Here is a 20882-nt window from a genome sequence, read left to right on the forward strand (position 1 = left end):
CAGGACCATAGCGGTTCGCCGCCGATGCGACCTAGGTTTGAAGGCATGACGACGCTGCGAGTCGGGGTGGCCTATCCGGATCCGCCGTTCAACGCAATGCCCGGACACACCGGCCTGGAGATCGAGGTGATGACCGCGCTCGCCCACGCGATCGGCGACGACGTCGAGTTCATCACCTACGACTGCGCGGATCTCGACGCGATCTTCGACCATCTCGCGGTGGGGGAGTTCGACTGCGTCGTCGGCGGCATCACCGTCACCCCCGAGCGGCAGACCCGCGCCGCGTTCCTGCCGCCGTACCTGATCGCGGGCCAGGGACTCGCTGTCGACACCGAACGGCTGCCGCAGGTGCGCTCCGTCGACGACCTGGACGGCCTGACGATCGGCGTGCAGCGGGGCAACACCAGCGAGCGCATCGCCGCCGACCTCGTCGCGGCGGGCAAGGCCGCGCGCGTGCGGGTCTACGACTACGGCGCGATCAGCACCGCGATCGCCGACCTGGTCACCGGCGGCTGCGATGCGGTGATGAAGCTGGCGCCGGCACTGGCCGAGCTCGTCCGCGACGTCCCGCAGGTCGACCTGGTGCAGCGCGGTCTGTCGGTCGAGGACATCGCGATCGCCGTCAACCCGGATAACCAGCAACTGCTGGCCCGGTTGCAGGTGGCGCAGGCCGAATTGGAGGACGACGGCACACTGCAGCGGATCCGCCGCAGGTGGCTCGGCAACCCCTACGTCGACCAGAGTCTGGGCGTGCTCTGACCCCGGCAGGGGGGACTGAGCGCAGGTGGAAGGGGTACTACTAGGCTGGCGGCGAGCATTGCCGAAGTTTCATGAATGAGCCACTAGGCAGAGGAGACAGACGTGACGATCCGGGTAGGCGTGAACGGTTTCGGCCGTATCGGACGCAACTTCTTCCGCGCGCTGGACGCGCAGAAGGCCGAAGGCAAGAACACCGACATCGAGATCGTCGCGGTCAACGACCTCACCGACAACGCCACGCTGGCGCACCTGCTGAAGTTCGACTCGATCCTGGGCCGGCTGCCCTACGACGTCAGCCTCGAAGGCGAGGACACCATCGTCGTCGGCGACACCAAGATCAAGGCGCTCGAGGTCAAGGAAGGCCCGGCGGCGCTGCCCTGGGGCGACCTCGGTGTCGACGTCGTCGTCGAGTCGACCGGCATCTTCACCGCTCGCGCCAAGGCGCAGGGTCACCTCGACGCCGGCGCGAAGAAGGTCATCATCTCCGCGCCCGCCAGCGACGAGGACATCACCATCGTGCTCGGCGTCAACGACGACAAGTACGACGGCAGCCAGAACATCATCTCCAACGCGTCGTGCACCACGAACTGCCTCGGCCCGCTGGCCAAGGTCATCAACGACGAGTTCGGCATCGTCAAGGGTCTGATGACCACGATCCACGCCTACACCCAGGACCAGAACCTGCAGGACGGCCCGCACAAGGATCTGCGCCGCGCCCGCGCCGCCGCGCTGAACATCGTGCCGACCTCCACCGGCGCCGCCAAGGCCATCGGCCTGGTGCTGCCCGAGCTCAAGGGCAAGCTCGACGGCTACGCGCTGCGCGTGCCGATCCCGACCGGCTCGGTCACCGACCTGACCGCCGAGCTGAGCAAGTCGGCCACCGTCGACGAGATCAACGCCGCGATGAAGGCCGCCGCCGAAGGACCGCTCAAGGGCATCCTCAAGTACTACGACGCGCCGATCGTCTCCAGCGACATCGTCACCGACCCGCACAGCTCGATCTTCGACTCGGGTCTGACCAAGGTCATCGACAACCAGGCCAAGGTCGTCTCGTGGTACGACAACGAGTGGGGCTACTCCAACCGCCTCGTCGACCTCGTCGGCCTGGTCGGCAAGTCGCTCTAACAGCGCGATGGGGATCAAGTCACTCGACGACCTGTTGTCCGAGGGTGTTTCGGGTCGGGGCGTGTTGGTGCGCTCCGATCTGAACGTCCCGCTCGACGACGGCACGATCACCGACCCGGGTCGCATCATCGCCTCGGTGCCGACGCTCAAGGCGTTGAGCGACGCCGGTGCCAAGGTCGTCGTCACCGCGCATCTCGGTCGCCCCAAGGGTGAGCCGGACCCGAAGTTCTCGCTGGCCCCGGTGGCCGCGGCGCTGGGGGAGAAGCTCGGCCGGCACGTGCAGCTCGCCGGCGACGTGGTCGGCAGCGACGCGCTCGCGCGCGCCGAGGGCCTGACCGACGGCGACATCCTGCTGCTGGAGAACATCCGCTTCGACCCGCGTGAGACCAGCAAGGACGATGCCGGACGGCTCAAGCTGGCCAAAGCCCTCGTCGAACTGGTGGGGGATGACGGCGCCTTCGTTTCCGACGGCTTCGGTGTCGTGCACCGCAAGCAGGCCTCGGTCTACGACGTCGCGACGCTGCTGCCGCACTACGCGGGCAAGCTGGTCGCCGCGGAGGTCAAGGTGCTCGAGCAGCTCACCAGCGCAGGCGAGCGGCCGTACGCGGTGGTGCTCGGCGGATCGAAGGTGTCGGACAAGCTGGCCGTCATCGAGAACCTCGCCACCAAGGCCGACAGCCTCATCATCGGCGGCGGCATGTGCTTCACCTTCCTTGCCGCCCAAGGGCTTTCGGTGGGCAGCTCGCTGCTCGAGGAGAGCATGATCGAGACCTGCCGCAAGCTGCTCGACGACTACGGCGACGTGCTGCACCTGCCCGTCGACATCGTGGTGGCCGAGAAGTTCGCCGCCGATTCGCCGGCGGAGACGGTCGCGGCGGACAAGATCCCGGACGACAAGATGGGCCTCGACATCGGCCCGGAGTCGGTGCGCCGGTTCTCCGCGCTGCTGGCCAACGCGAAGACCATCTTCTGGAACGGCCCGATGGGCGTGTTCGAGTTCCCGGCGTTCGCGGCGGGCACCAAGGGAGTCGCCGAGGCCATCATCGGCGCCACCGAGAAGGGCGCGTTCAGCGTCGTCGGTGGCGGCGACTCCGCGGCCGCGGTGCGTCAACTCGGCCTGGCCGAGGACGGTTTCTCGCACATTTCCACCGGTGGCGGCGCGTCGCTGGAATACCTTGAGGGCAAAACGCTGCCCGGCATCGAAGTGCTGGGACGCCCCAACAACTAGGAGATCGACTTGTCCCGTAAGCCGCTGATCGCCGGCAACTGGAAGATGAACCTGAACCACTTCGAGGCGATCGCGCTGGTTCAGAAGATCGCGTTCTCGTTGCCGGACAAGTACTTCGACCGGGTCGACGTGACGGTGATCCCGCCGTTCACCGATCTGCGCAGCGTGCAGACGCTCGTCGACGGCGACAAGCTGCGGCTCACCTACGGCGCGCAGGACCTGTCGCAGCACGATTCGGGCGCCTACACCGGCGAGATCAGCGGCGCGTTCCTGGCGAAGCTGGGCTGCACGTTCGCCGTCGTCGGGCACTCCGAGCGGCGCACCTACCACGGCGAGACCGACGAGCTGGTCGCCGCGAAGGCCCAGGCCGCGCACAAGCACGGTCTGACGCCGATCGTGTGCATCGGCGAGCAGCTCGATGTGCGTGAGGCCGGCAACCACGTCGAGTTCAACGTGAACTCGCTGCGCGGGTCGCTGGCCGGGCTGTCGGCCGAGCGGATCGGCCAGACCGTCATCGCCTACGAACCGGTCTGGGCGATCGGCACCGGCCGGGTGGCCAGCGCTGCCGACGCGCAGGAAGTGTGCAAGGCCATCAGGGACGAGTTGGCCAACCTCGCGTCGCCGGAGATCGCCGCGGGTGTGCGGGTGCTCTACGGCGGCTCCGTCAACGCCAAGAACGTCGGCGAGATCGTCGCCCAGGGCGACGTCGACGGCGCGCTGGTCGGCGGGGCGTCGCTGGACGGTGAGCAGTTCGCGACACTGTCGGCGATCGCCGCGGGCGGCCCGCTGCCCTGAGTGCGGTCCTTGACGTTGTAAGGTTGCGGCTATGCAATTGGCTCTGCAGATCACCCTGGTCGTGACCAGCGTCCTGGTCGTGCTCCTGGTCCTCCTGCATCGCGCCAAGGGTGGCGGTCTGTCCAGCCTGTTCGGTGGCGGCGTGCAGTCCAGCCTGTCCGGCTCGACGGTGGTCGAGAAGAACCTGGACCGGGTGACGCTCTTCGTCACCGGCATCTGGATCGTCTCTATCGTCGGCATGGCGCTGTCCATCAAGTACGGCGTCTAGCCTCTCCGGACCCTTTCCGGGGTCCTGACCTGCTCGTTCTGCGACGCGGACGGGCAAGCCGGATAATCGATCCCGTGCCCCACGCTTCCGATTCGCCTGATACCACGCTGGAACCGATCGGGGCGGTGCTCCGCACCCAGGTGGGCCGGGAGGCCACCGAGCCGATGCGCGAGGACATCCGTCTGCTCGGCACGATCCTCGGTGACACGGTGCGCGAGCAGAACGGCGACGAGGTGTTCGACCTCGTCGAGCGTGCCCGCGTCGAGGCGTTCCGCGTCCGGCGCTCGGAGATCGACCGCGCCGACATGGCCAAGATGTTCGACGGCGTCGACGTCCACCGGGCCATCCCGGTCATCCGCGCGTTCACCCATTTCGCGCTGCTGGCCAACGTTGCCGAGGACATCCACCGCGAACGCCGCCGCCGGATCCACGAGGCCGCGGGGAAGCCGCCGCAGGACAGCAGGCTGGCCGCGACCTATCTGAAACTCGACAAGGCCGGACTCGACGCCGACACCGTCGCCGACGCGCTGGCCGGCGCGTTGGTGTCGCCGGTGATCACCGCGCATCCGACCGAGACGCGCCGGCGCACCGTCTTCGACACCCAGCATCGGATCACCGAGCTGATGCGGCTGCGGCTGCGCGGCCACGACACCACCCCCGACGGCCGCGACGTCGAGCAGGAGCTGCGCCGAAACATCCTGACGTTGTGGCAGACCGCGCTGATCAGGTTGTCCCGGTTGAAGATCCAGGACGAGATCGAGACCGGCCTGCGGTACTACGAGGCGGCGTTCTTCGAGGTGATCCCCCAGGTGAACGCCGAGGTGCGGGCCGCGCTGCAGGACCGCTGGCCCGGCGCCGGGCTGCTGGAGGAGCCCATCGTGCGTCCCGGGTCCTGGATCGGCGGAGACCGCGACGGCAACCCGAACGTGACCGCCGACGTGGTGCGGCTGGCGACCGGCAGCGCCGCCTACACGGCGTTCGCGCACTATTTCGCCGAGTTCGCCGCGCTCGAACAGGAACTGTCCATGTCGGCGCGGCTGGTGCACATCACCGACGACCTCGCCGCGCTCGCGGATTCCTGCCATGAGCCCGCCCGCGCCGACGAACCGTACCGGCGGGCGCTGCGCGTCGCGCACGCGCGGCTGACCGCGACCGCCGCGCAGATCCTGGACCGTCAGCCCGAGCACGAACTCGACCTGGGCATGGAGCCGTATCCGTCCCCCGGCGAACTGCTCGACGACCTCGACGTGATCGACGAGTCGCTGCGCGCGCACGGCAGTGCGGTGCTGGCCGACGACCGGCTGGCCCGGCTGCGGGAAGCGGTGCGGGTCTTCGGGTTTCACCTCTCCGGGCTGGACATGCGGCAGAACTCCGATGTGCACGAGGAAGTCGTCGCCGAGATGCTCGCATGGGCCGGTGTGCATCCGGACTACACGTCGCTGAGCGAGGACGAACGCGTCGAGATCCTGGCGGCCGAACTGAGCACCCGCCGCCCGCTGATCGGCGTCGACGCGGAACTGTCCGAACTGGCCCGCAAGGAACTCGACATCGTCTCCGCCGCCGCCAGGGCCGTGCACGTCTTCGGGCCGCAGGCGGTGCCGAACTACATCATCTCGATGTGCCAGTCGGTGTCCGACATGCTCGAAGCCGCGATCATGCTCAAGGAAGCCGGCCTGCTGGACGTGTCGTCGGAGCACCCGTACGCACCTGTCGGGATCGTGCCGCTGTTCGAGACCATCGACGACCTGCAGCGCGGATCGTCGATTCTGGAAGCCGCGCTCGACCTTCCGCTGTACCGCCGGATGGTCTCCGCGCGCGGCGACAGCCAGGAGGTGATGCTCGGATACTCCGACTCCAACAAGGACGGCGGCTACCTGGCCGCGAACTGGGCGCTCTACCGCGCCGAGCTGGACCTGGTGGAGTCCTCCCGCAAGACCGGGATCCGGTTGCGGCTGTTCCACGGGCGCGGCGGCACGGTCGGGCGCGGCGGAGGCCCGAGCTACGACGCGATCCTCGCCCAGCCGCCCGGTGCGGTGCAGGGCTCGCTGCGGATCACCGAGCAGGGTGAGGTGATCGCCGCCAAGTACGCCGAGCCGAGGATCGCGCACCGCAACCTGGAGACGCTGCTGGCCGCGACGCTGGAGGCCACCCTGCTCGATGTCGAAGGCCTCGGGGACGAGGCCGAGCCGGCGTACGCGGTGCTCGACGACCTGGCCGCCCGCGCGCAGCGCGCGTACGGCGAACTGGTGCACGAGACACCGGGGTTCGTCGAGTACTTCAAGGCCTCGACGCCGGTCAGCGAGATCGGCGCGCTGAACATCGGCAGCCGGCCGACCTCGCGCAAACCCACGACGTCGATCTCGGACCTGCGGGCGATCCCGTGGGTGCTGGCCTGGAGCCAGTCGCGGGTGATGCTGCCGGGGTGGTACGGCACCGGGACGGCGTTCGAAGACTGGATCTCCGAGGACGAGAGCAGGCTGGAGGTCCTGCAGGACCTGTACCGACGCTGGCCGTTCTTCTCCACCGTGCTGTCGAACATGGCGCAGGTGCTGGCGAAATCGGATCTCGGCCTGGCCGCCCACTACTCCGAGCTCGTCGAGGACGAAGACCTGCGGCGCCGGGTGTTCGACAAGATCGCCGACGAGCACACCCGCACCATCCGGATGTACAAGTTGATCACCGGACAGGACGACCTGCTGGCGGACAACCCGTCGCTGGCGCGTTCGGTGTTCAACCGGTTCCCGTATCTGGAGCCGTTGAACCACCTGCAGGTGGAACTGCTGCGGCGCTACCGGTCCGGCGACGAGGACGAACTCGTCCAGCGTGGCATTTTGCTGACGATGAGCGGGCTGGCGACCGCGCTGCGCAACTCCGGCTGAATTGTTGCTGTCGCAACTCCGGCTAGCCCGTTACAGGCCCGTCGTGCGTCGCACCCGGTCCAGCGCGCCGCGGATGACCTGCTCGGTGGCGGCCAGCGGCATGATCACCGATTCGCCGACGCCGACGATGCGCTCGACCCGGGACACGATGCCCTCCATCCGGTCGACGACGGCGATCAGCCGCGGGGCGAGCTCGTTGATCTGGTTGATGGTTCCGTTGAACCGCTCCAGCGTGACGTCGAGGATCTCGGTGGAGCGGCTGAGATCTTCGAGCGTCACGCTCAGGCTTTCCAGGATGGTGTCGACCTGCTCGACGGTGACGTCGGCGTTCAGCGCCGCCTGGGCGAGCTTGCGGATCCGTTCGGGGCCGGTCCGGACGGGTCTGCCCGCTTTGTCTGACATTCGGCCAGTATGGCCCACACATCGGATACGGTGGTGAGGATGCGCCCATGAACATGCGGGTGGCACTGTTCGCCACCTGCTACAACGACCTGATGTGGCCGGATACCCCGAAAGCCGTTGTGCGACTGCTACAACGGCTCGGATGTCGGGTGGAGTTCCCGGTCGAGCAGACGTGCTGCGGGCAGATGTTCACCAACACCGGTTACGCGGAGGAGGCCATCCCCGCGGTGCGGAACTTCGTCGCCGCATTCGCCGGGTACGACGCCGTCGTCGCGCCGTCGGGATCCTGCGTCGGCTCGGTGCGTCACCAGCACCGCGACATCGCCGCACGGGCCGGGTGCCGTGCGATGCAGGACGAGGTCGAGATCCTGGCGCCCAACGTCTACGAGCTCTCCGAGTTCCTCGTCGACGTCCTGGGCGTCACCGACGTCGGCGCGTACTTCCCGCATCGCGTCACCTACCACCCGACATGTCACTCGCTGCGGATGCTTCGCGTCGGGGACAAGCCGCTGCAGCTGCTGCAGGCGGTGCGCGGCATCGACCTCGTCGAACTGCCCCGCGCCGACCAGTGCTGCGGTTTCGGCGGGACCTTCGCGCTCAAGAACGCCGACACCTCGGTCGCGATGGGCTTCGACAAGGCCAGGGCCGCCCGCGACACCGGTACGGAAGTGCTTGTCGCCGGCGATAACTCGTGTCTGGCGCACATCGGCGGGTTGCTGTCGCGGCAACGCAGCGGGATGCGCGTGATGCACCTTGCCGAGGTGCTGGCCCGCACCGAAGGCGGACCGGGATGAGCGACCATCCCCGCGTCGGGGTGACCAAGCAGTTCCTCGGGCTGCCGAAGTTCCAGACCGCGGCCCGCGACGCGCTGGGCGACTCGGTGCTGCGGCGCAACCTCGCCCACGCCACCGGAACCATCCGGACCAAACGCGCCCGCGTCGTCGAGGAGCTCGACAACTGGGAGCAGCTGCGGCTGGCCGCCGAAGCCATCAAGGACGCCGCGCTGCACCGGCTCGACGAGCATCTGGAGGCGTTCGAGGCCAACGCGACGGCGGCCGGTGCGACGGTGCACTGGGCCCGGGACGCCGAGGAGGCCAACCGGATCGTCGTCGACCTGGTGCGCGCGGCCGACACGCGCGAGGTGGTCAAGGTCAAGTCGATGGCCACCCAGGAGATCGAGCTGAACGAGGCGCTGGCCGCCGCGGGGATCGATGCGTGGGAGACCGATCTCGCCGAGTTGATCGTGCAGCTCGGTGGCGACTGGCCGAGCCACATCCTGGTGCCCGCGATCCACCGCAACCGCGCCGAGGTGCGCGAGATCTTCCTGCGGGAGATGGCCAAAGTCGGCCGCCCGGCCCCCGAGGATCTGACCGACGAGCCCCGCCGGCTGGCCGAGGCGGCACGCCTGCATCTGCGGGAGAAGTTCCTGCGCGCACGGGTCGCGATATCCGGGGCGAACTTCGCGATCGCCGACACCGGAAGTCTCGTGGTCGTCGAGTCCGAAGGCAACGGGCGGATGTGCCTGACGCTGCCCGAGACGCTGATCTCGGTGGTGGGCATCGAGAAGGTGCTGCCGTCGTGGCGGGATCTCGAGGTGTTGATGCAGGTGCTGCCGCGCAGCAGCACGGGGGAGCGGGAGAACCCCTACACATCGATCTGGACCGGCACGGCCGATGGCGACGGGCCGCAGAACGTGCACATCGTGCTCCTCGACAACGGCCGGACCCATGTGCTCGCCGACCCGAAAGGCCGGGATGCGCTGCGCTGCATCAGGTGTTCGGCATGTCTGAACGTGTGCCCGGTGTACGAGCGGGCGGGTGGTCACTCCTACGGCTCGGTGTATCCGGGCCCGATCGGGGCGGTGCTGACGCCGCAGCTGCGCGGGACATCCAGTGAGATCGACAAGTCGCTGCCGTATGCGTCGAGCCTGTGCGGGGCGTGCTTCGACGTGTGTCCTGTGCGCATCGACATCCCGTCGATGCTGGTTCACCTGCGCACCCGGGTGGTGGACGAGCAGCGCGGCGGGTTGCCGTCGGGGGAACAGGCGGCGATGAAGGCGGCCGGCTGGCTGTTCGCCGATCACCGGAGGCTGGAGGGCGCCGAGAAGGCGGCGGGTATCGGCGGGAAGGTGCTGCGCAGCAAGCTGTTCGGCAGCAAGGACGCGCTGCGGTCGTTGCCGTGGCCGGCCAGCGGATGGTCGCAGGCGCGGGACGCGCCCGTGCCGCCCACCGAGTCGTTCCGGACGTGGTGGGAACGGACTGACGGCGGCGCCGATGAATGAGGCGCGTCAGCAGATCCTCGGGCGGATCCGGGCCGCGTTGCACGACCGTCCCGAGGTCCCCGAGGTGCCGTGGGAGTACGGCCGCGACGTGGGGACCGGCGATCTCGGTTTGGTGGATCGGTTCATCGAACGGGTGGCGGATTACCGGGCCCGGGTGGAAAGGGTCGACGACGTCGGGGCGGCGCTCGCGTCGGCGCTGAAGGACTTCGCGCGGGTGGTGGCCGAGGGCAGCGTGATCGAGTCGTGGCCCGACAGCGCTGCCTGGGTCCGCGACGAGGGGCTGTCTGCCGCGGAATTGGATGCCGTCGACGCGGTCGTGACGACGGCGTCGGTCGGCATCGCCAACACCGGAACGATCGTGTTGTCGCACGGACCGGGGCAGGGTCGTCGGGCGCTTAGCCTGGTGCCGGATGTGCACGTCTGCGTGGTGCGGGTCGATCAGATCGTCGACGATGTTCCCGGTGCCGTCGCGCGATTGACGGAATCGGGGCTGGCTACCCGCCCGCTGACGTGGATCAGCGGGCCGAGTGCGACCAGCGACATCGAGCTCGATCGTGTCGAGGGAGTGCACGGGCCGAGGACGCTGCACGTGCTCGTCGTCGACTAGGAGTCGCACGGAACCGTCTAATGCTCGCCGGCGTCTGATCTACATGGACACTCGGCACTGTGACCACAACCCGCGACTGACCGCCGGCGCGTTGACGGACCGGATCTCCCAGTACATGGCCGGCGTCGCCGATGCCCGAGAACATCAGAACGGTGGTGGGTCGTCGCCGTAGTTGTCGGGCGCCCACCTGCCGGCACGAGGTGGCGTTACTGTGTGCGCAGTCCACGGAGGAGCGGCGATGACAGCGGCGACGAGCTACAGACTCCTGCGCATCGCGCTCGTCGTCTTCGGCGCGGTGATGCTCCTGCTTTACCCGCTGGCGCTGGTCTGGCCCTCGGGCTGGGCGTGGCACCACGGCGCGCCGCACGAATCCCAGTACTTCATGATGATCGTCGGCATCTACGCGGTGCTGGGCGCCTGCCTGTGCAATGCGGCCCGCCGGCCCGAGGAGCACGCCAGCCTGATCTGGTTCACCGTGTGGTCCAGCGTCGTGCACGCCGCGATCATGGCGGTGCAGTCGTTGGACGGCCCGCACCGCGGACACCTGTGGGGTGACGTCCCGGCGTTGCTCCTCGTGGCGGTGACGCTGGCAGTGCTGACGCGTAAGTCAGAGCTTCGAGGCCGCCGCTTCGTCGAGTAGCCACACCGTGGCCTCGCGGCCCACCGCGCCCGCGGCGGGGATGTCGACCGGCTGCGCGCCGCCGATCGCGGCCGCAACCGCCTCGGCTTTGCCCTCGCCGGACACCACCAGCCACACCTCGCGCGACCGCTGAACAGCGGGCAGCGTCAACGTGATCCGGCGCGGCGGCGGCTTCGGGGAGTCTGTCACCCCGACGACGAAACGTTCAGTCTCCTTCACCGCGTCGGTGTCGGGGAACAGCGAGTTCACGTGTCCCTCGGGCCCCATACCCAGCAGGTGGACGTCGAATTCGGGCGTCGGATCCGGTCCGGCTTCGGCGAGCACCTGGGAGTACGCCTCGGCGGCCGCGTCGAGCGCATCGCCGAACTCGCCGTCACTCGGCGCGATCGCGTGCACGTTCCCGTCCGGGATGTCGATGTGGTCGAGAAGCGCCTCGCGGGCCTGCTTCTCGTTGCGCTCATCGTCGTCGGCCGGAACGAAACGCTCGTCTCCCCAGTAGATGTGCACCTTCGACCAGTCGATTTCGTCGCTGCGTTCGCCGACCCGCTTCAGCAGACCGATCCCGGTGCCGCCGCCGGTCAGTACGACGGTCGCCGCACCCCGCGCCGAGATCGCGGATTTGATCGTGTCGACCAGCCGGTCACCCGTGGCCGCAACCAAAGCGGCAGTGTCCGAATAGGTTTCGACGGTCGCCGTCATCGATACACCACTTTCTCGATCCCCGTCAGCGCTTCGCGATAGATCTCGTCGGCATCGAGCCGCCGCAATTCCTCGGCCAGGCAGTCCGGGACGTCCCGGCGCGCCAGCGGCACCAACGCCACCGGCCGCGATGTGCGGCTCAGGGTCGCGGTCAGGCCGTCCTGCGGACGGCTCAACGTGATCATCTCGCTGGCGCGGTGCAACTCCACCTTCAGCGTGCCGACCGCGCGGATCACCTCACCGTCGATCCGGCTGGCCAGCCAGCCGGCCATGATGTCCAGCGCCGGTTCGGATTTCAGACCCGATACGACGGCCTTCTCGATCGGCTCGTGCGGCGGCTCGTCGATCGCCGAGGCCAGCAGCGCCCGCCAGTACGTCACGCGGCTCCAGGCGATGTCGGTGTCACCGGGCGCATAACCGGGCAGCCGGCTCTTGATCGCCTCCAGCGGGTCCTCCGCCAGGGTGGCGTCGGTGATCCGGCGGATCGCCAACCTGCCCAACGGATCCTCCGACGGCACCGGCGGCGCGGTGGCCGGCCACCATGCCACCACCGGGGTGTCGGGCAGCAGGAAGGGCAGCACCACGCTGTCGGCGTGGTCGGCCAACTCACCGGACAGCCGCAGCACCACGACCTCACCGGCACCTGCGTCGCGGCCGACGCGCAGTTCGGCGTCCAGGCGCGGTGCCGCCGAACGGTCGCCGGCCAGCGCGACGATCACCCGGCACGGATGCTCGCGGCTGGCGAAGTTCGCCGCCTCGATCGCGCTCTCCAGCGTCTCCTCGCAGTCGGGGGTGATGACCAGCGTCAGCACCCGGCCCAGCGTGAGCGCCCCGCCCTCTTCGCGAATGCCGATGATCTTCTTGTTGATCTCGTTGGTGGTGGTGTCCGCGAGCTCGACGATCATCGGAGACCTCGGTTCCTCGCGCAAGCGCTCGTCACGGTCGCCTCCATTCCCGGTCCAGCCTGCGCACCATCTCGTTCGCGGACGCCGGACCCCACGTACCGGACTCGTACGGGTCTGGCTTGCCGTGTGCCGCCCAGTGCTCCAGTACGGGATCCAGGATCTCCCAGGACAATTCGACCTCGGCATTGACCGGGAACAGCGAGGGCTCCCCGAGCAGCACATCGAGGATCAGCCGCTCGTAGGCCTCGGGGGAGTCCTCGGCGAACGCCGAGCCGTACGAGAAGTCCATGTTGACGTCGCGGACCTCCATCGCGCTGCCCGGCACCTTGGAACCGAAGCGCATCGTGATGCCCTCGTCTGGCTGGATGCGCAGCACCAGCGCGTTCTTGCCGAGTTCTTCGGTCATGGTCGCGTCGAACGGCAGATGCGGTGCCCGCTTGAACACCAGGGCCACCTCGGTGACCCTGCGCGCCAACCGTTTTCCGGTGCGCAGGAAGAACGGCACGCCCGCCCAGCGCCGGGTGTCGACCTCAAGGGTGATCGCGGCGTACGTCTCGGTGACGGAATCGGCCGCGAACCCCTCCTCCTCCAACAGGCCCGGAACCCGTTCACTGCCCTGCCAGCCCGCCGCGTACTGGCCGCGTGCGGTGGTCTCGTCCAGCGGGCCGAGCGGACGTGTCGCACCGAGCACCTTGAGCTTCTCGGCCTGCAGCTCGTGCGGGCTGAAGTTGACCGGCTCCTCCATCGCGGTCAACGCCAGCAGCTGGATCAGGTGGTTCTGGATGACGTCCCGCGCGGCACCGATACCGTCGTAATAGCCTGCGCGACCACCCAATCCGATGTCCTCGGCCATCGTGATCTGGACGTGGTCGACGTAGTGCGAGTTCCAGATCGGTTCGTAGAGCTCATTGGCGAAACGCAAGGCCAGGATGTTCTGCACCGTCTCCTTGCCGAGGTAGTGGTCGATGCGGAACACCGACTCCTCGGGGAAGACGCTGTTGACCACCGCGTTGAGCTCACACGCGCTCTTGAGATCATGTCCGAACGGCTTCTCGATGACGACCCGGCTCCAGCTGCCGTTCTTCGCCTTGGCCAGTCCCGACTTCTGCAACTGCCCGCACACCACCGGGAATGCGTTGGGCGGGATCGACAGATAGAACGCGTGATTGCCGCCGGTGCCGCGCTCGACGTCGAGTTTGTCCAACGTCTCGGCCAGCTGCACGAAGCCGGCGTCGTCGTCGAACGTGCCCTGGACGAACCGGAACCCCTCGGCGAGGCGGTCCCACACTTCCTGCCGGAACGGTGTGCGCGCGTGCTGTTTGACGGCGTCGTACACCACCTGGCTGAAATCCTCGTCCTCCCAGTCCCGGCGCGCGAACCCGACCAGGGCGAACGACGGCGGCAGCAGCCCCCGGTTGGCCAGGTCGTAGATCGCCGGCATGAGCTTCTTGCGTGCAAGGTCCCCGGTCACCCCGAAGATGATGACGCTGCACGGGCCTGCCACGCGGGGCATGCGCTTGTCGCGCTTGTCCCGCAACGGGTTACGCCAGAGCTCGGCCACGGTTACCCGGTCACTTCTTCTCGTCGAGTTGACCCTGTGTGGCCTCCAGCAGTTCCTGCCAGGACTTCTCGAACTTCTCGACGCCTTCGTTCTCCAGCACCAGGAACACGTCGGTGATGTCGATGCCGATCGCGGAAAGCTTGTCGAAGACCTCCTGAGACTCGGCGCCGCGGCCGGTGACGGTGTCTCCGGTGACGGTCCCATGGTCGGCGACCGCGTCGAGGGTCTTCTCCGGCATGGTGTTCACCGTGTTCGGGGCGACGAGCTCGGTGACGTACAGCGTGTCGGAGTAGTCCGGGTTCTTCACACCGGTCGACGCCCACAGCGGACGCTGAACCCGGGCGCCGGCCTCCTTCAGCGGAGCGAAGCGCTCCCCGCCGAGGAAGATCTCCTCGTAGGCGGCGTACGCCAGCCGGGCGTTGGCCACGCCCGCCTTGCCGCGCAGCGCGAGCGCGTCCTCGGAGCCGATCTTCTCCAGCCGGTTGTCGATCTCGGTGTCCACCCGGGACACGAAGAACGATGCGACGGAGTGAATCCGGGACAGGTCGTGGCCCGCCTCCTTGGCCTTCTCCAGACCGGCGAGGTAGGCGTCCATCACGGCCCGGTAGCGCTCGACGGAGAAGATCAGGGTCACGTTGACCGAGATGCCCTCGGCGAGCACCGCGGTGATCGCCGGCAGACCTGCCTCGGTCGCCGGGATCTTGATCAGCAGGTTCGGGCGGTCGACGATCTTCCACAGCTCGATGGCCTGCAGGATCGTCTTGTCGGTGTCGTGGGCCAGGCGCGGGTCGACCTCGATGGACACCCGCCCGTCGACGCCGTCGGACAGTTCGTACTGCTTGGCCAGCACGTCGCAGGCGTTGCGGACGTCGTCGGTGGTCACGGTGCGGATGGTCGCGTCCACGTCGGCGCCGCGCTCGGCGAGCTCCTTGACCTGCGCGTCGTAGGCGTGTCCCTTGGACAGGGCGGCCTGGAAGATCGACGGGTTGGTCGTCACGCCGACAATCGACTTGGTGTCGATCAGCTCCTGCAGGTTGCCGGTCTGCAGCCGCTCGCGGGACAGGTCGTCGAGCCACACCGAGACGCCGGCCTCGGAAAGTGCCGCCAGATTCGGGTTCTGGGTCATGTCGTTCCTCAATTCTGTATCGTGCGTTCCGCCGCGGCCGCCACTGCCTCAGGGGTGAAACCGAATTCGCGGAACAGGGTCTTGTCGTCGGCGGATTCGCCGTAGTGCTCGATCGAGATGATCTCGCCGGTGTCACCGACGAGCTTGTACCAGCTCTGCGCGACCGCCGCCTCGACCGCCACGCGCGCCGACACATTCGGCGGAAGGACGCTGTCGCGGTACTCCTTCGGCTGCGACTCGAACCATTCGACGCACGGCATCGACACCACCGCGGCGTTGATCTCCTTGTCCGCCAGCAACTTCTTGGCCTCCACGGCCAGCTGCAGCTCGGAGCCGGTCGCGATCAGGATCACGTCGGCCCCGGTGGCGTCCCCGCCGCCCAGGACGTAACCGCCACGGGCGACACCCTCGGCGTCGGTGCCTTCCAGCACCGGGACCGCCTGCCGGGTCAGAATGAAACCGACCGGGCCGCTGCCGTTTCCGCGCGCGAGGATGCTGCGCCACGCGTACGCCGTCTCGTTCGGGTCACCGGGGCGCACCACCGACAGGTTCGGGATCGCGCGCAGCGCGGCGAGATGCTCGATCGGCTGATGGGTCGGGCCGTCCTCGCCGAGGCCGATCGAATCGTGGGTCCAGATGTAGATGGTGTCGATGTCCATCAGCGACGCCAGCCGTACCGCGGGCCGCATGTAATCCGAGAACTGCAGGAAGGTTCCGCCGAACGCGCGGGTCGGACCGTGCAGCACGATGCCGGACAGGATCGAGCCCATCGCGTGCTCGCGGATACCGAAGTGCAGCACCCGTCCGTACCAGTCGGCGGTGAAGTCGTCGGTCGAGATCGACGGCGGGCCAAACGATTTCACACCCTTGATGGTGGTGTTGTTGCTGCCCGCCAGATCCGCCGAACCACCCCACAGCTCGGGCAGCTTCGGTGCGACGTCGTTGAGCACCTGGCCGAACGCTGCGCGGGTGGCGACGCCCTTGGACCCGGGCTCCCAGTACGTCAGGTCCGAATCCCAGCCCTCGGGCAGCTCCTCGGCCACCAGCCGGTCCAGCAGTTTCTTGCGCTCGGGCTCGCGCTGGGCCCAGGCGTCGAAGTCCTGCTGCCAGGCCTCGTGGGCCTCCTTGCCGCGCGCCACCAGCCCCCGGGTGTGGGTGATCACGTCCTCGCTGACCTCGAAGGTCTTCTCGGGGTCGAAGCCGAGGATCTTCTTGGTCGCCGCGACCTCGTCGTCGCCGAGCGCCGAACCGTGCACGCCGCCGGTGTTCATCTTGTTCGGCGCCGGGTAGCCGATGATCGTGCGCACCGAGATCAGCGACGGCATGTCGGTGACCTTTTTGGCCTCCGCGATTGCCTGTTCAATGCCGACGACGTTCTCGCCGCCCTCGACCTCCTGGACGTGCCAGCCGTAGGCGCGGTAGCGCGCGGCGACGTCCTCGCTCAGGGCGATGTCGGTGTCGTGCTCGATCGAGATGTGGTTCTTGTCGTAGAAGACGATCAGGTTGCCCAGCTGCTGGGTGCCCGCCAGCGACGACGCCTCGCTGGTGACGCCCTCCTCGATGTCGCCGTCGGAGGCGATCACGTAGATGTAGTGGTCGAACGGGCTCTCACCGGGCGCGGCGTCCGGGTCGAACAGGCCACGCTCGTAGCGGGCCGCCATGGCCATGCCGACCGCCGAGGCCAGGCCCTGACCGAGCGGGCCGGTGGTGATCTCCACACCGGGGGTGTGGCGGAACTCGGGGTGACCGGGCGTCTTGGACTTGAAGGTCCGCAGCGCCTCGATGTCGGACAGCTCGAGGCCGAAGCCGCCGAGGTAGAGCTGGATGTACAGCGTCAGGCTGGAGTGTCCGCAGGACAGGATGAAGCGGTCCCGGCCGAGCCAGTGCACGTCGCTGGGGTCGTGGCGCATCTGCCGCTGAAACAGGGTGTAGGCCAGCGGGGCCAGGCTCATCGCGGTGCCCGGATGCCCGTTGCCGACCTTCTGCACCGCGTCGGCTGCCAGCACGCGCACCGTGTCGACTGCGCGCGAATCCAGATCGGTCCAGTCGTCCGGATGGTTGGGCCGGGTGAGGGAATTGATCTCTTCGATCGTGGTCACGACAAGGGCTCCTTGATTAGTGCGGGCGGTGTTGTTCCGACTGTCGATCCGCATGGACCACCCTAGTGGTGAACGGGTAGCCGATGCAGTTGTCATCCCGAGAAGCGGCTGCGAATCGACCCTGCAATTTCGGACAACGACCGTAGCGGTCTACCATCCTCTGTAGTAGATGGTCGTCTGGGCGTTGCCCGAGGTGTTGCTGAGGAGTTGGTTGCGTGAGGATCCGCGAAGGCAGCCTCGTCAACGACTCCGTTGACGGGCCGATCCGCTTCCGCGACCGTGTCCTCGGTTACATCGGGCTGACCAAGCCCCGCGTGATCGAGCTGCTGCTCGTCACCACGATCCCGGCGATGCTGCTCGCCAACCGCGGCACCGTCGACCCGCTGCTGATCCTCAACACCCTCGTCGGTGGCTTGCTGGCCGCCGCGGGCGCCAACACGCTGAACTGTGTCGCCGACGCCGACATCGACAAGAAGATGAAGCGCACCGAGCGCCGGGCGCTGGCCCGTGCGACAGTGCCGCGCAGCCACGCGCTGGTCTTCGGTCTGGCGCTGTCGGTCGCGTCGTTCTTCTGGCTGTGGTGGACCACCAACATGCTCTCGGCGCATCTGGCCGGCGCCACCATCGCGTTCTACGTGCTCGTCTACACCCTGCTGCTCAAGCGCCGCACCTCACAGAACGTGGTGTGGGGCGGCGCGGCGGGCTGCATGCCGGTGATGATCGGCTGGTCGGCGGTCACCGGCACCATCCAGTGGCCCGCGCTGGTGATGTTCCTGATCATCTTCTTCTGGACGCCGCCGCACACCTGGGCGCTGGCGATGCGCTACAAGGAGGACTACGAGGCGGCCGGTGTCCCGATGCTGCCCGTCGTGGCCACCGAGGAGCGGGTCACCAAGCACATCCTGGTGTACACCTGGCTGACCGTGGCCGCGACGCTGGCGCTGGCGCTGACCACCGGCTGGCTGTACGCATCGGTCGCGATCCTGGCGGGCACCTGGTTCCTGGTGATGGCCCACCAGCTCTATGCCGGCGTCAAGCGCGGCGAGGCGGTCAAGCCGCTGCGGCTGTTCCTGCAGTCCAACAACTACCTGGCCGTCGTCTTCTGCGCGCTCGCGGTCGACTCGGCGCTGGCGCTGCCCACCCTGCTGCACGTCTGAGCGTGACCGTGCGCGTCAGCCCGGACAATTTCATCCGGGCCGAATCGGACCTGTATTTCGGCAACGTCGTCCGCGACGGAGCGCTCGGGTCCTTCACCCACTACCGCGATTTCGGCCCGCTGGACAACCAGCTCGTCGTGCGGCAGAACCGCGACACCCTCTACTCGGCAGGCGTCTTCGACCTCGACGCCGGACCGGTGACCGTCACGCTGCCCGACGCCGGTGAGCGATTCCTGTCGCTGCAGGTGATCACCGAGGACCACTACGTGCCCACCGTGATCTACGACTGCGGCGCGCACACCTTCGACCGGGCCGGCATCGGCACCCGGTACGTGATGCTCGCGTTGCGCATCCTCGTCGACCCGAACGACGCCGAGGATCTGGCCGCCGTGCACGCTCTGCAGGACGCGGTCGCCGTCGAGCAGGACTCACCCGGGGTGTTCGAGGTACCGGAATGGGACCCGGTGAGCCAGAAACAGGTGCGCGACCCGCTGGTCGCGCTGTTCGCGACGCTGCCCGACACCCGCGGCATGTTCGGCGCCGACGGCGAGGTCGACCCGGTGCGCAGGCTGATCGGCGCGGCGGCCGCGTGGGGTGGCAACCCCGAGCGCGACGCGCTGTACCTGACCGTCAACCCCGCCGCCGACGACGGTGACACGGTGCACCGCCTGACGGTGCGCGACGTCCCGGTCGACGGATTCTGGTCGATCACCGTCTACAACGCCGACGGCTACTTCACCGCGAACCCGGCCGACGCGTACTCGGTCAACAACGTGACCGCCGCCAAGGACGCCGACGGTGCGGTCACCGTGCAGTTCGGCGGCGACCCCACCGGTGCCGCGAACCACCTTCCCGTGACCCCCGGCTGGAACTACCTGGTGCGGCTGTACCGGCCGCGGCCGCAGATCCTCGACGGATCCTGGACGTTCCCGGAGGCGCGGCGGGCTTAACAGTGGTGAAACGGTCCGGGCATCCGCCGGTAGCGGGCCCGACCTACGGTCGGGCACCTATGACCAGAACCCTGAAACACCCCGCGCTGCAGATCGGTGTCGCCGCGATCGCCGGCATCGTGTTCGGTCTCCTCGTCGGCGACTGGGCCGCGAACGTGAAGTTCATCGGCGACATGTTCATCCGGCTGATCCAGATGTCGATCGTGCCGCTGGTGATGGCGTCGGTGATCGTCGCGACCGGGTCGATGACGGGGGCGGGCACCGGGCGCATCGCGGTGCGCACCTTCTCGTGGATGCTGGGGTTCTCGGCGGTCGCGGCCGTTTTGGCGTGGGGGCTGAGCACGCTGATGCGCCCGGGGGCGGGCATCGTGTTCGGCGGGGGAGTGGACGCCGAACTGCAGGACTCGGCGGCCGAGGCCCTCGGCTGGCAGGACACTCTGCGAAACTTCGTCTCCACCAACATCTTCGACGCGATGTCCACGGCGACGATGGTGCCGATCATCGTGTTCTCGTTGTTGTTCGGGATCGCGTTGCGCACCCAGATCGCCAAGACCGGGGATGACCGGGTGCTGACGTTCATCGACCAGATCCAGCAGATCGTGCTGACGATGATCCGGCTGGTCATGTACGTCGCGCCGATCGGTGTCTTCTGTCTGCTGGCCGCTCTGGCCGGCGACGTCGGCTTCTCCGTAGTGACCACCGCGCTGAAGTACCTCGGGACGACGCTGCTCGGAGTGTTGATCCTGTTCGCGGCGTTCGTCGTCGTGGTCACCGTGCGCACCAGGCTCAACCCTCGGCTGCTGCCCGGCAAGCTGGCCGAGCAGACCGCGATCGCGGTCACGACGACGAGCTCGGCGGTCACCTTCCCGACCGTGCTGAAGAGCGCGATCGAGAAGGTCGGGATCAGCCAGAAGGTCGCCAACTTCACGCTGTCGATCGGGCTGACGATGGGCTCGTACGGCGCCGTGCTGAACTACATGATCGTCGTGATGTTCCTCGCGCAGGCCGGTGGCATCGAGTTGAGCTTCGGGCAGATCGCGCTCGGGATGGGGTTGGCGATCCTGCTCAACATGGGCACCATCACGGTGCCCGGCGGTTTCCCGGTGGTGGCGATGTTCCTGGCCACCACGCTGGGGCTGCCGTTCGAGGCGGTCGGCCTGCTGATCGCCGTCGACTGGTTCGCCGGGATCTTCCGGACCTTCCTCAACGTCAACGGCGACACCTTCCTCGCGATGCTGGTCGCCGACGCCGACGACGAGATCGACCGCGACGTCTACAACGGGCGCAAGACCGTGACCGCCGACGAGGTCGACCTGGTCTCGGCCGGCGCCGACTAGCGCAGGGCGCTAGGAGCCTGCTGAATTAATCCGGCGTGGTGGCGGGGTTTGCGGCTGGGTTCTC

19 protein-coding genes are annotated in these 20882 nt (G+C 68.0%); 13 read left to right on the top strand and 6 right to left on the bottom strand.

The features are described from left to right. Positions 1-45: 45 nt before the first annotated feature. From BST38_RS20545 to ppc, 6 genes are all read left to right on the top strand, one after another. Entirely contained in the window at positions 46-759 is a 714-nt protein-coding gene (locus BST38_RS20545; RefSeq protein WP_083145316.1) for an ABC transporter substrate-binding protein, read from the top strand. A gap of 102 nt (positions 760-861) precedes the next feature. Next, positions 862-1884, top strand: coding sequence for a type I glyceraldehyde-3-phosphate dehydrogenase (gap, locus tag BST38_RS20550; protein WP_083145317.1), 1023 nt, complete (start codon positions 862-864; stop codon positions 1882-1884). Positions 1885-1891: 7 nt separating this feature from the next. Next, on the top strand, positions 1892-3112 hold the full coding sequence (locus BST38_RS20555; RefSeq protein ID WP_083145318.1) for a phosphoglycerate kinase: 1221 nt from the start codon (positions 1892-1894) through the stop codon (positions 3110-3112). 9 nt (positions 3113-3121) lie between these two features. Next, the gene (gene tpiA / locus BST38_RS20560; protein ID WP_083145319.1) at positions 3122-3907 is read left to right on the top strand and encodes a triose-phosphate isomerase; all 786 of its coding nucleotides are present in this window, start codon (positions 3122-3124) and stop codon (positions 3905-3907) included. 31 nt (positions 3908-3938) lie between these two features. Then, on the top strand, positions 3939-4175 hold the full coding sequence (gene secG, locus BST38_RS20565; RefSeq protein WP_083145320.1) for a preprotein translocase subunit SecG: 237 nt from the start codon (positions 3939-3941) through the stop codon (positions 4173-4175). 74 nt (positions 4176-4249) lie between these two features. After that, on the top strand, positions 4250-7054 hold the full coding sequence (gene ppc, locus BST38_RS20570; protein ID WP_083145321.1) for a phosphoenolpyruvate carboxylase: 2805 nt from the start codon (positions 4250-4252) through the stop codon (positions 7052-7054). A gap of 30 nt (positions 7055-7084) precedes the next feature. Here the strand turns inward: ppc and BST38_RS20575 are convergent, their stop codons facing one another. Further along, positions 7085-7456, bottom strand: coding sequence for an ATPase (locus BST38_RS20575; protein WP_083145322.1), 372 nt, complete (start codon positions 7454-7456; stop codon positions 7085-7087). A gap of 53 nt (positions 7457-7509) precedes the next feature. On the opposite strand from BST38_RS20575, the gene BST38_RS20580 reads away from it, so the two are divergent. From BST38_RS20580 to BST38_RS20595, 4 genes are all read left to right on the top strand, one after another. Beyond that, positions 7510-8250, top strand: coding sequence for a (Fe-S)-binding protein (locus BST38_RS20580; protein WP_207569362.1), 741 nt, complete (start codon positions 7510-7512; stop codon positions 8248-8250). Further along, on the top strand, positions 8247-9737 hold the full coding sequence (locus BST38_RS20585) for a LutB/LldF family L-lactate oxidation iron-sulfur protein (RefSeq protein WP_083145324.1): 1491 nt from the start codon (positions 8247-8249) through the stop codon (positions 9735-9737). Before BST38_RS20580 ends, BST38_RS20585 begins: the two co-directional genes overlap by 4 nt. Next, entirely contained in the window at positions 9730-10344 is a 615-nt protein-coding gene (locus BST38_RS20590) for a LutC/YkgG family protein (RefSeq protein ID WP_083145325.1), read from the top strand. The genes BST38_RS20585 and BST38_RS20590 overlap by 8 nt, the downstream gene beginning before the upstream one ends. 238 nt (positions 10345-10582) lie before the next feature. Then, the gene (locus tag BST38_RS20595; protein ID WP_083145326.1) at positions 10583-10984 is read left to right on the top strand and encodes a DUF6632 domain-containing protein; all 402 of its coding nucleotides are present in this window, start codon (positions 10583-10585) and stop codon (positions 10982-10984) included. Here BST38_RS20595 and pgl read toward each other — a convergent pair. Genes pgl through tkt form a run of 5 tightly spaced genes read right to left on the bottom strand, consistent with a single transcriptional unit; the run spans position 10952 to position 17374 of the window. Next, positions 10952-11683 carry a 6-phosphogluconolactonase gene (gene pgl / locus BST38_RS20600; protein ID WP_083145327.1) on the bottom strand — a complete coding sequence of 244 codons (732 nt, stop codon included), beginning with the start codon at positions 11681-11683 and terminating at the stop codon, positions 10952-10954. The genes BST38_RS20595 and pgl overlap by 33 nt on opposite strands. Beyond that, positions 11680-12588: a glucose-6-phosphate dehydrogenase assembly protein OpcA gene (opcA, locus tag BST38_RS20605; RefSeq protein WP_083145328.1), complete on the bottom strand. Its 909-nt coding sequence runs from the start codon at positions 12586-12588 to the stop codon at positions 11680-11682. Before opcA ends, pgl begins: the two co-directional genes overlap by 4 nt. A gap of 31 nt (positions 12589-12619) precedes the next feature. Next, on the bottom strand, positions 12620-14101 hold the full coding sequence (gene zwf, locus BST38_RS20610) for a glucose-6-phosphate dehydrogenase (protein WP_237160860.1): 1482 nt from the start codon (positions 14099-14101) through the stop codon (positions 12620-12622). 58 nt (positions 14102-14159) lie between these two features. Next, on the bottom strand, positions 14160-15275 hold the full coding sequence (tal, locus tag BST38_RS20615; RefSeq protein ID WP_083145330.1) for a transaldolase: 1116 nt from the start codon (positions 15273-15275) through the stop codon (positions 14160-14162). Between the two features lie 8 nt (positions 15276-15283). Then, a complete protein-coding gene (tkt, locus tag BST38_RS20620; protein ID WP_083145331.1) occupies positions 15284-17374 on the bottom strand; it encodes a transketolase in 2091 nt (696 codons plus the stop codon). Between the two features lie 215 nt (positions 17375-17589). On the opposite strand from tkt, the gene BST38_RS20625 reads away from it, so the two are divergent. Genes BST38_RS20625 through BST38_RS20635 form a run of 3 tightly spaced genes read left to right on the top strand, consistent with a single transcriptional unit; the run spans position 17590 to position 20818 of the window. After that, positions 17590-18531 carry a heme o synthase gene (locus BST38_RS20625; protein WP_083145332.1) on the top strand — a complete coding sequence of 314 codons (942 nt, stop codon included), beginning with the start codon at positions 17590-17592 and terminating at the stop codon, positions 18529-18531. A gap of 2 nt (positions 18532-18533) precedes the next feature. Continuing rightward, positions 18534-19481, top strand: coding sequence for a DUF1214 domain-containing protein (locus BST38_RS20630; protein ID WP_083145333.1), 948 nt, complete (start codon positions 18534-18536; stop codon positions 19479-19481). A gap of 59 nt (positions 19482-19540) precedes the next feature. Next, the gene (locus BST38_RS20635) at positions 19541-20818 is read left to right on the top strand and encodes a dicarboxylate/amino acid:cation symporter (RefSeq protein WP_083145334.1); all 1278 of its coding nucleotides are present in this window, start codon (positions 19541-19543) and stop codon (positions 20816-20818) included. Positions 20819-20882 lie beyond the last annotated feature (64 nt).

The sequence above is a fragment of the Mycolicibacterium parafortuitum genome, from assembly GCF_002086815.1.
GTDB classification, from domain to species: Bacteria; Actinomycetota; Actinomycetes; order Mycobacteriales; family Mycobacteriaceae; genus Mycobacterium; species Mycobacterium parafortuitum.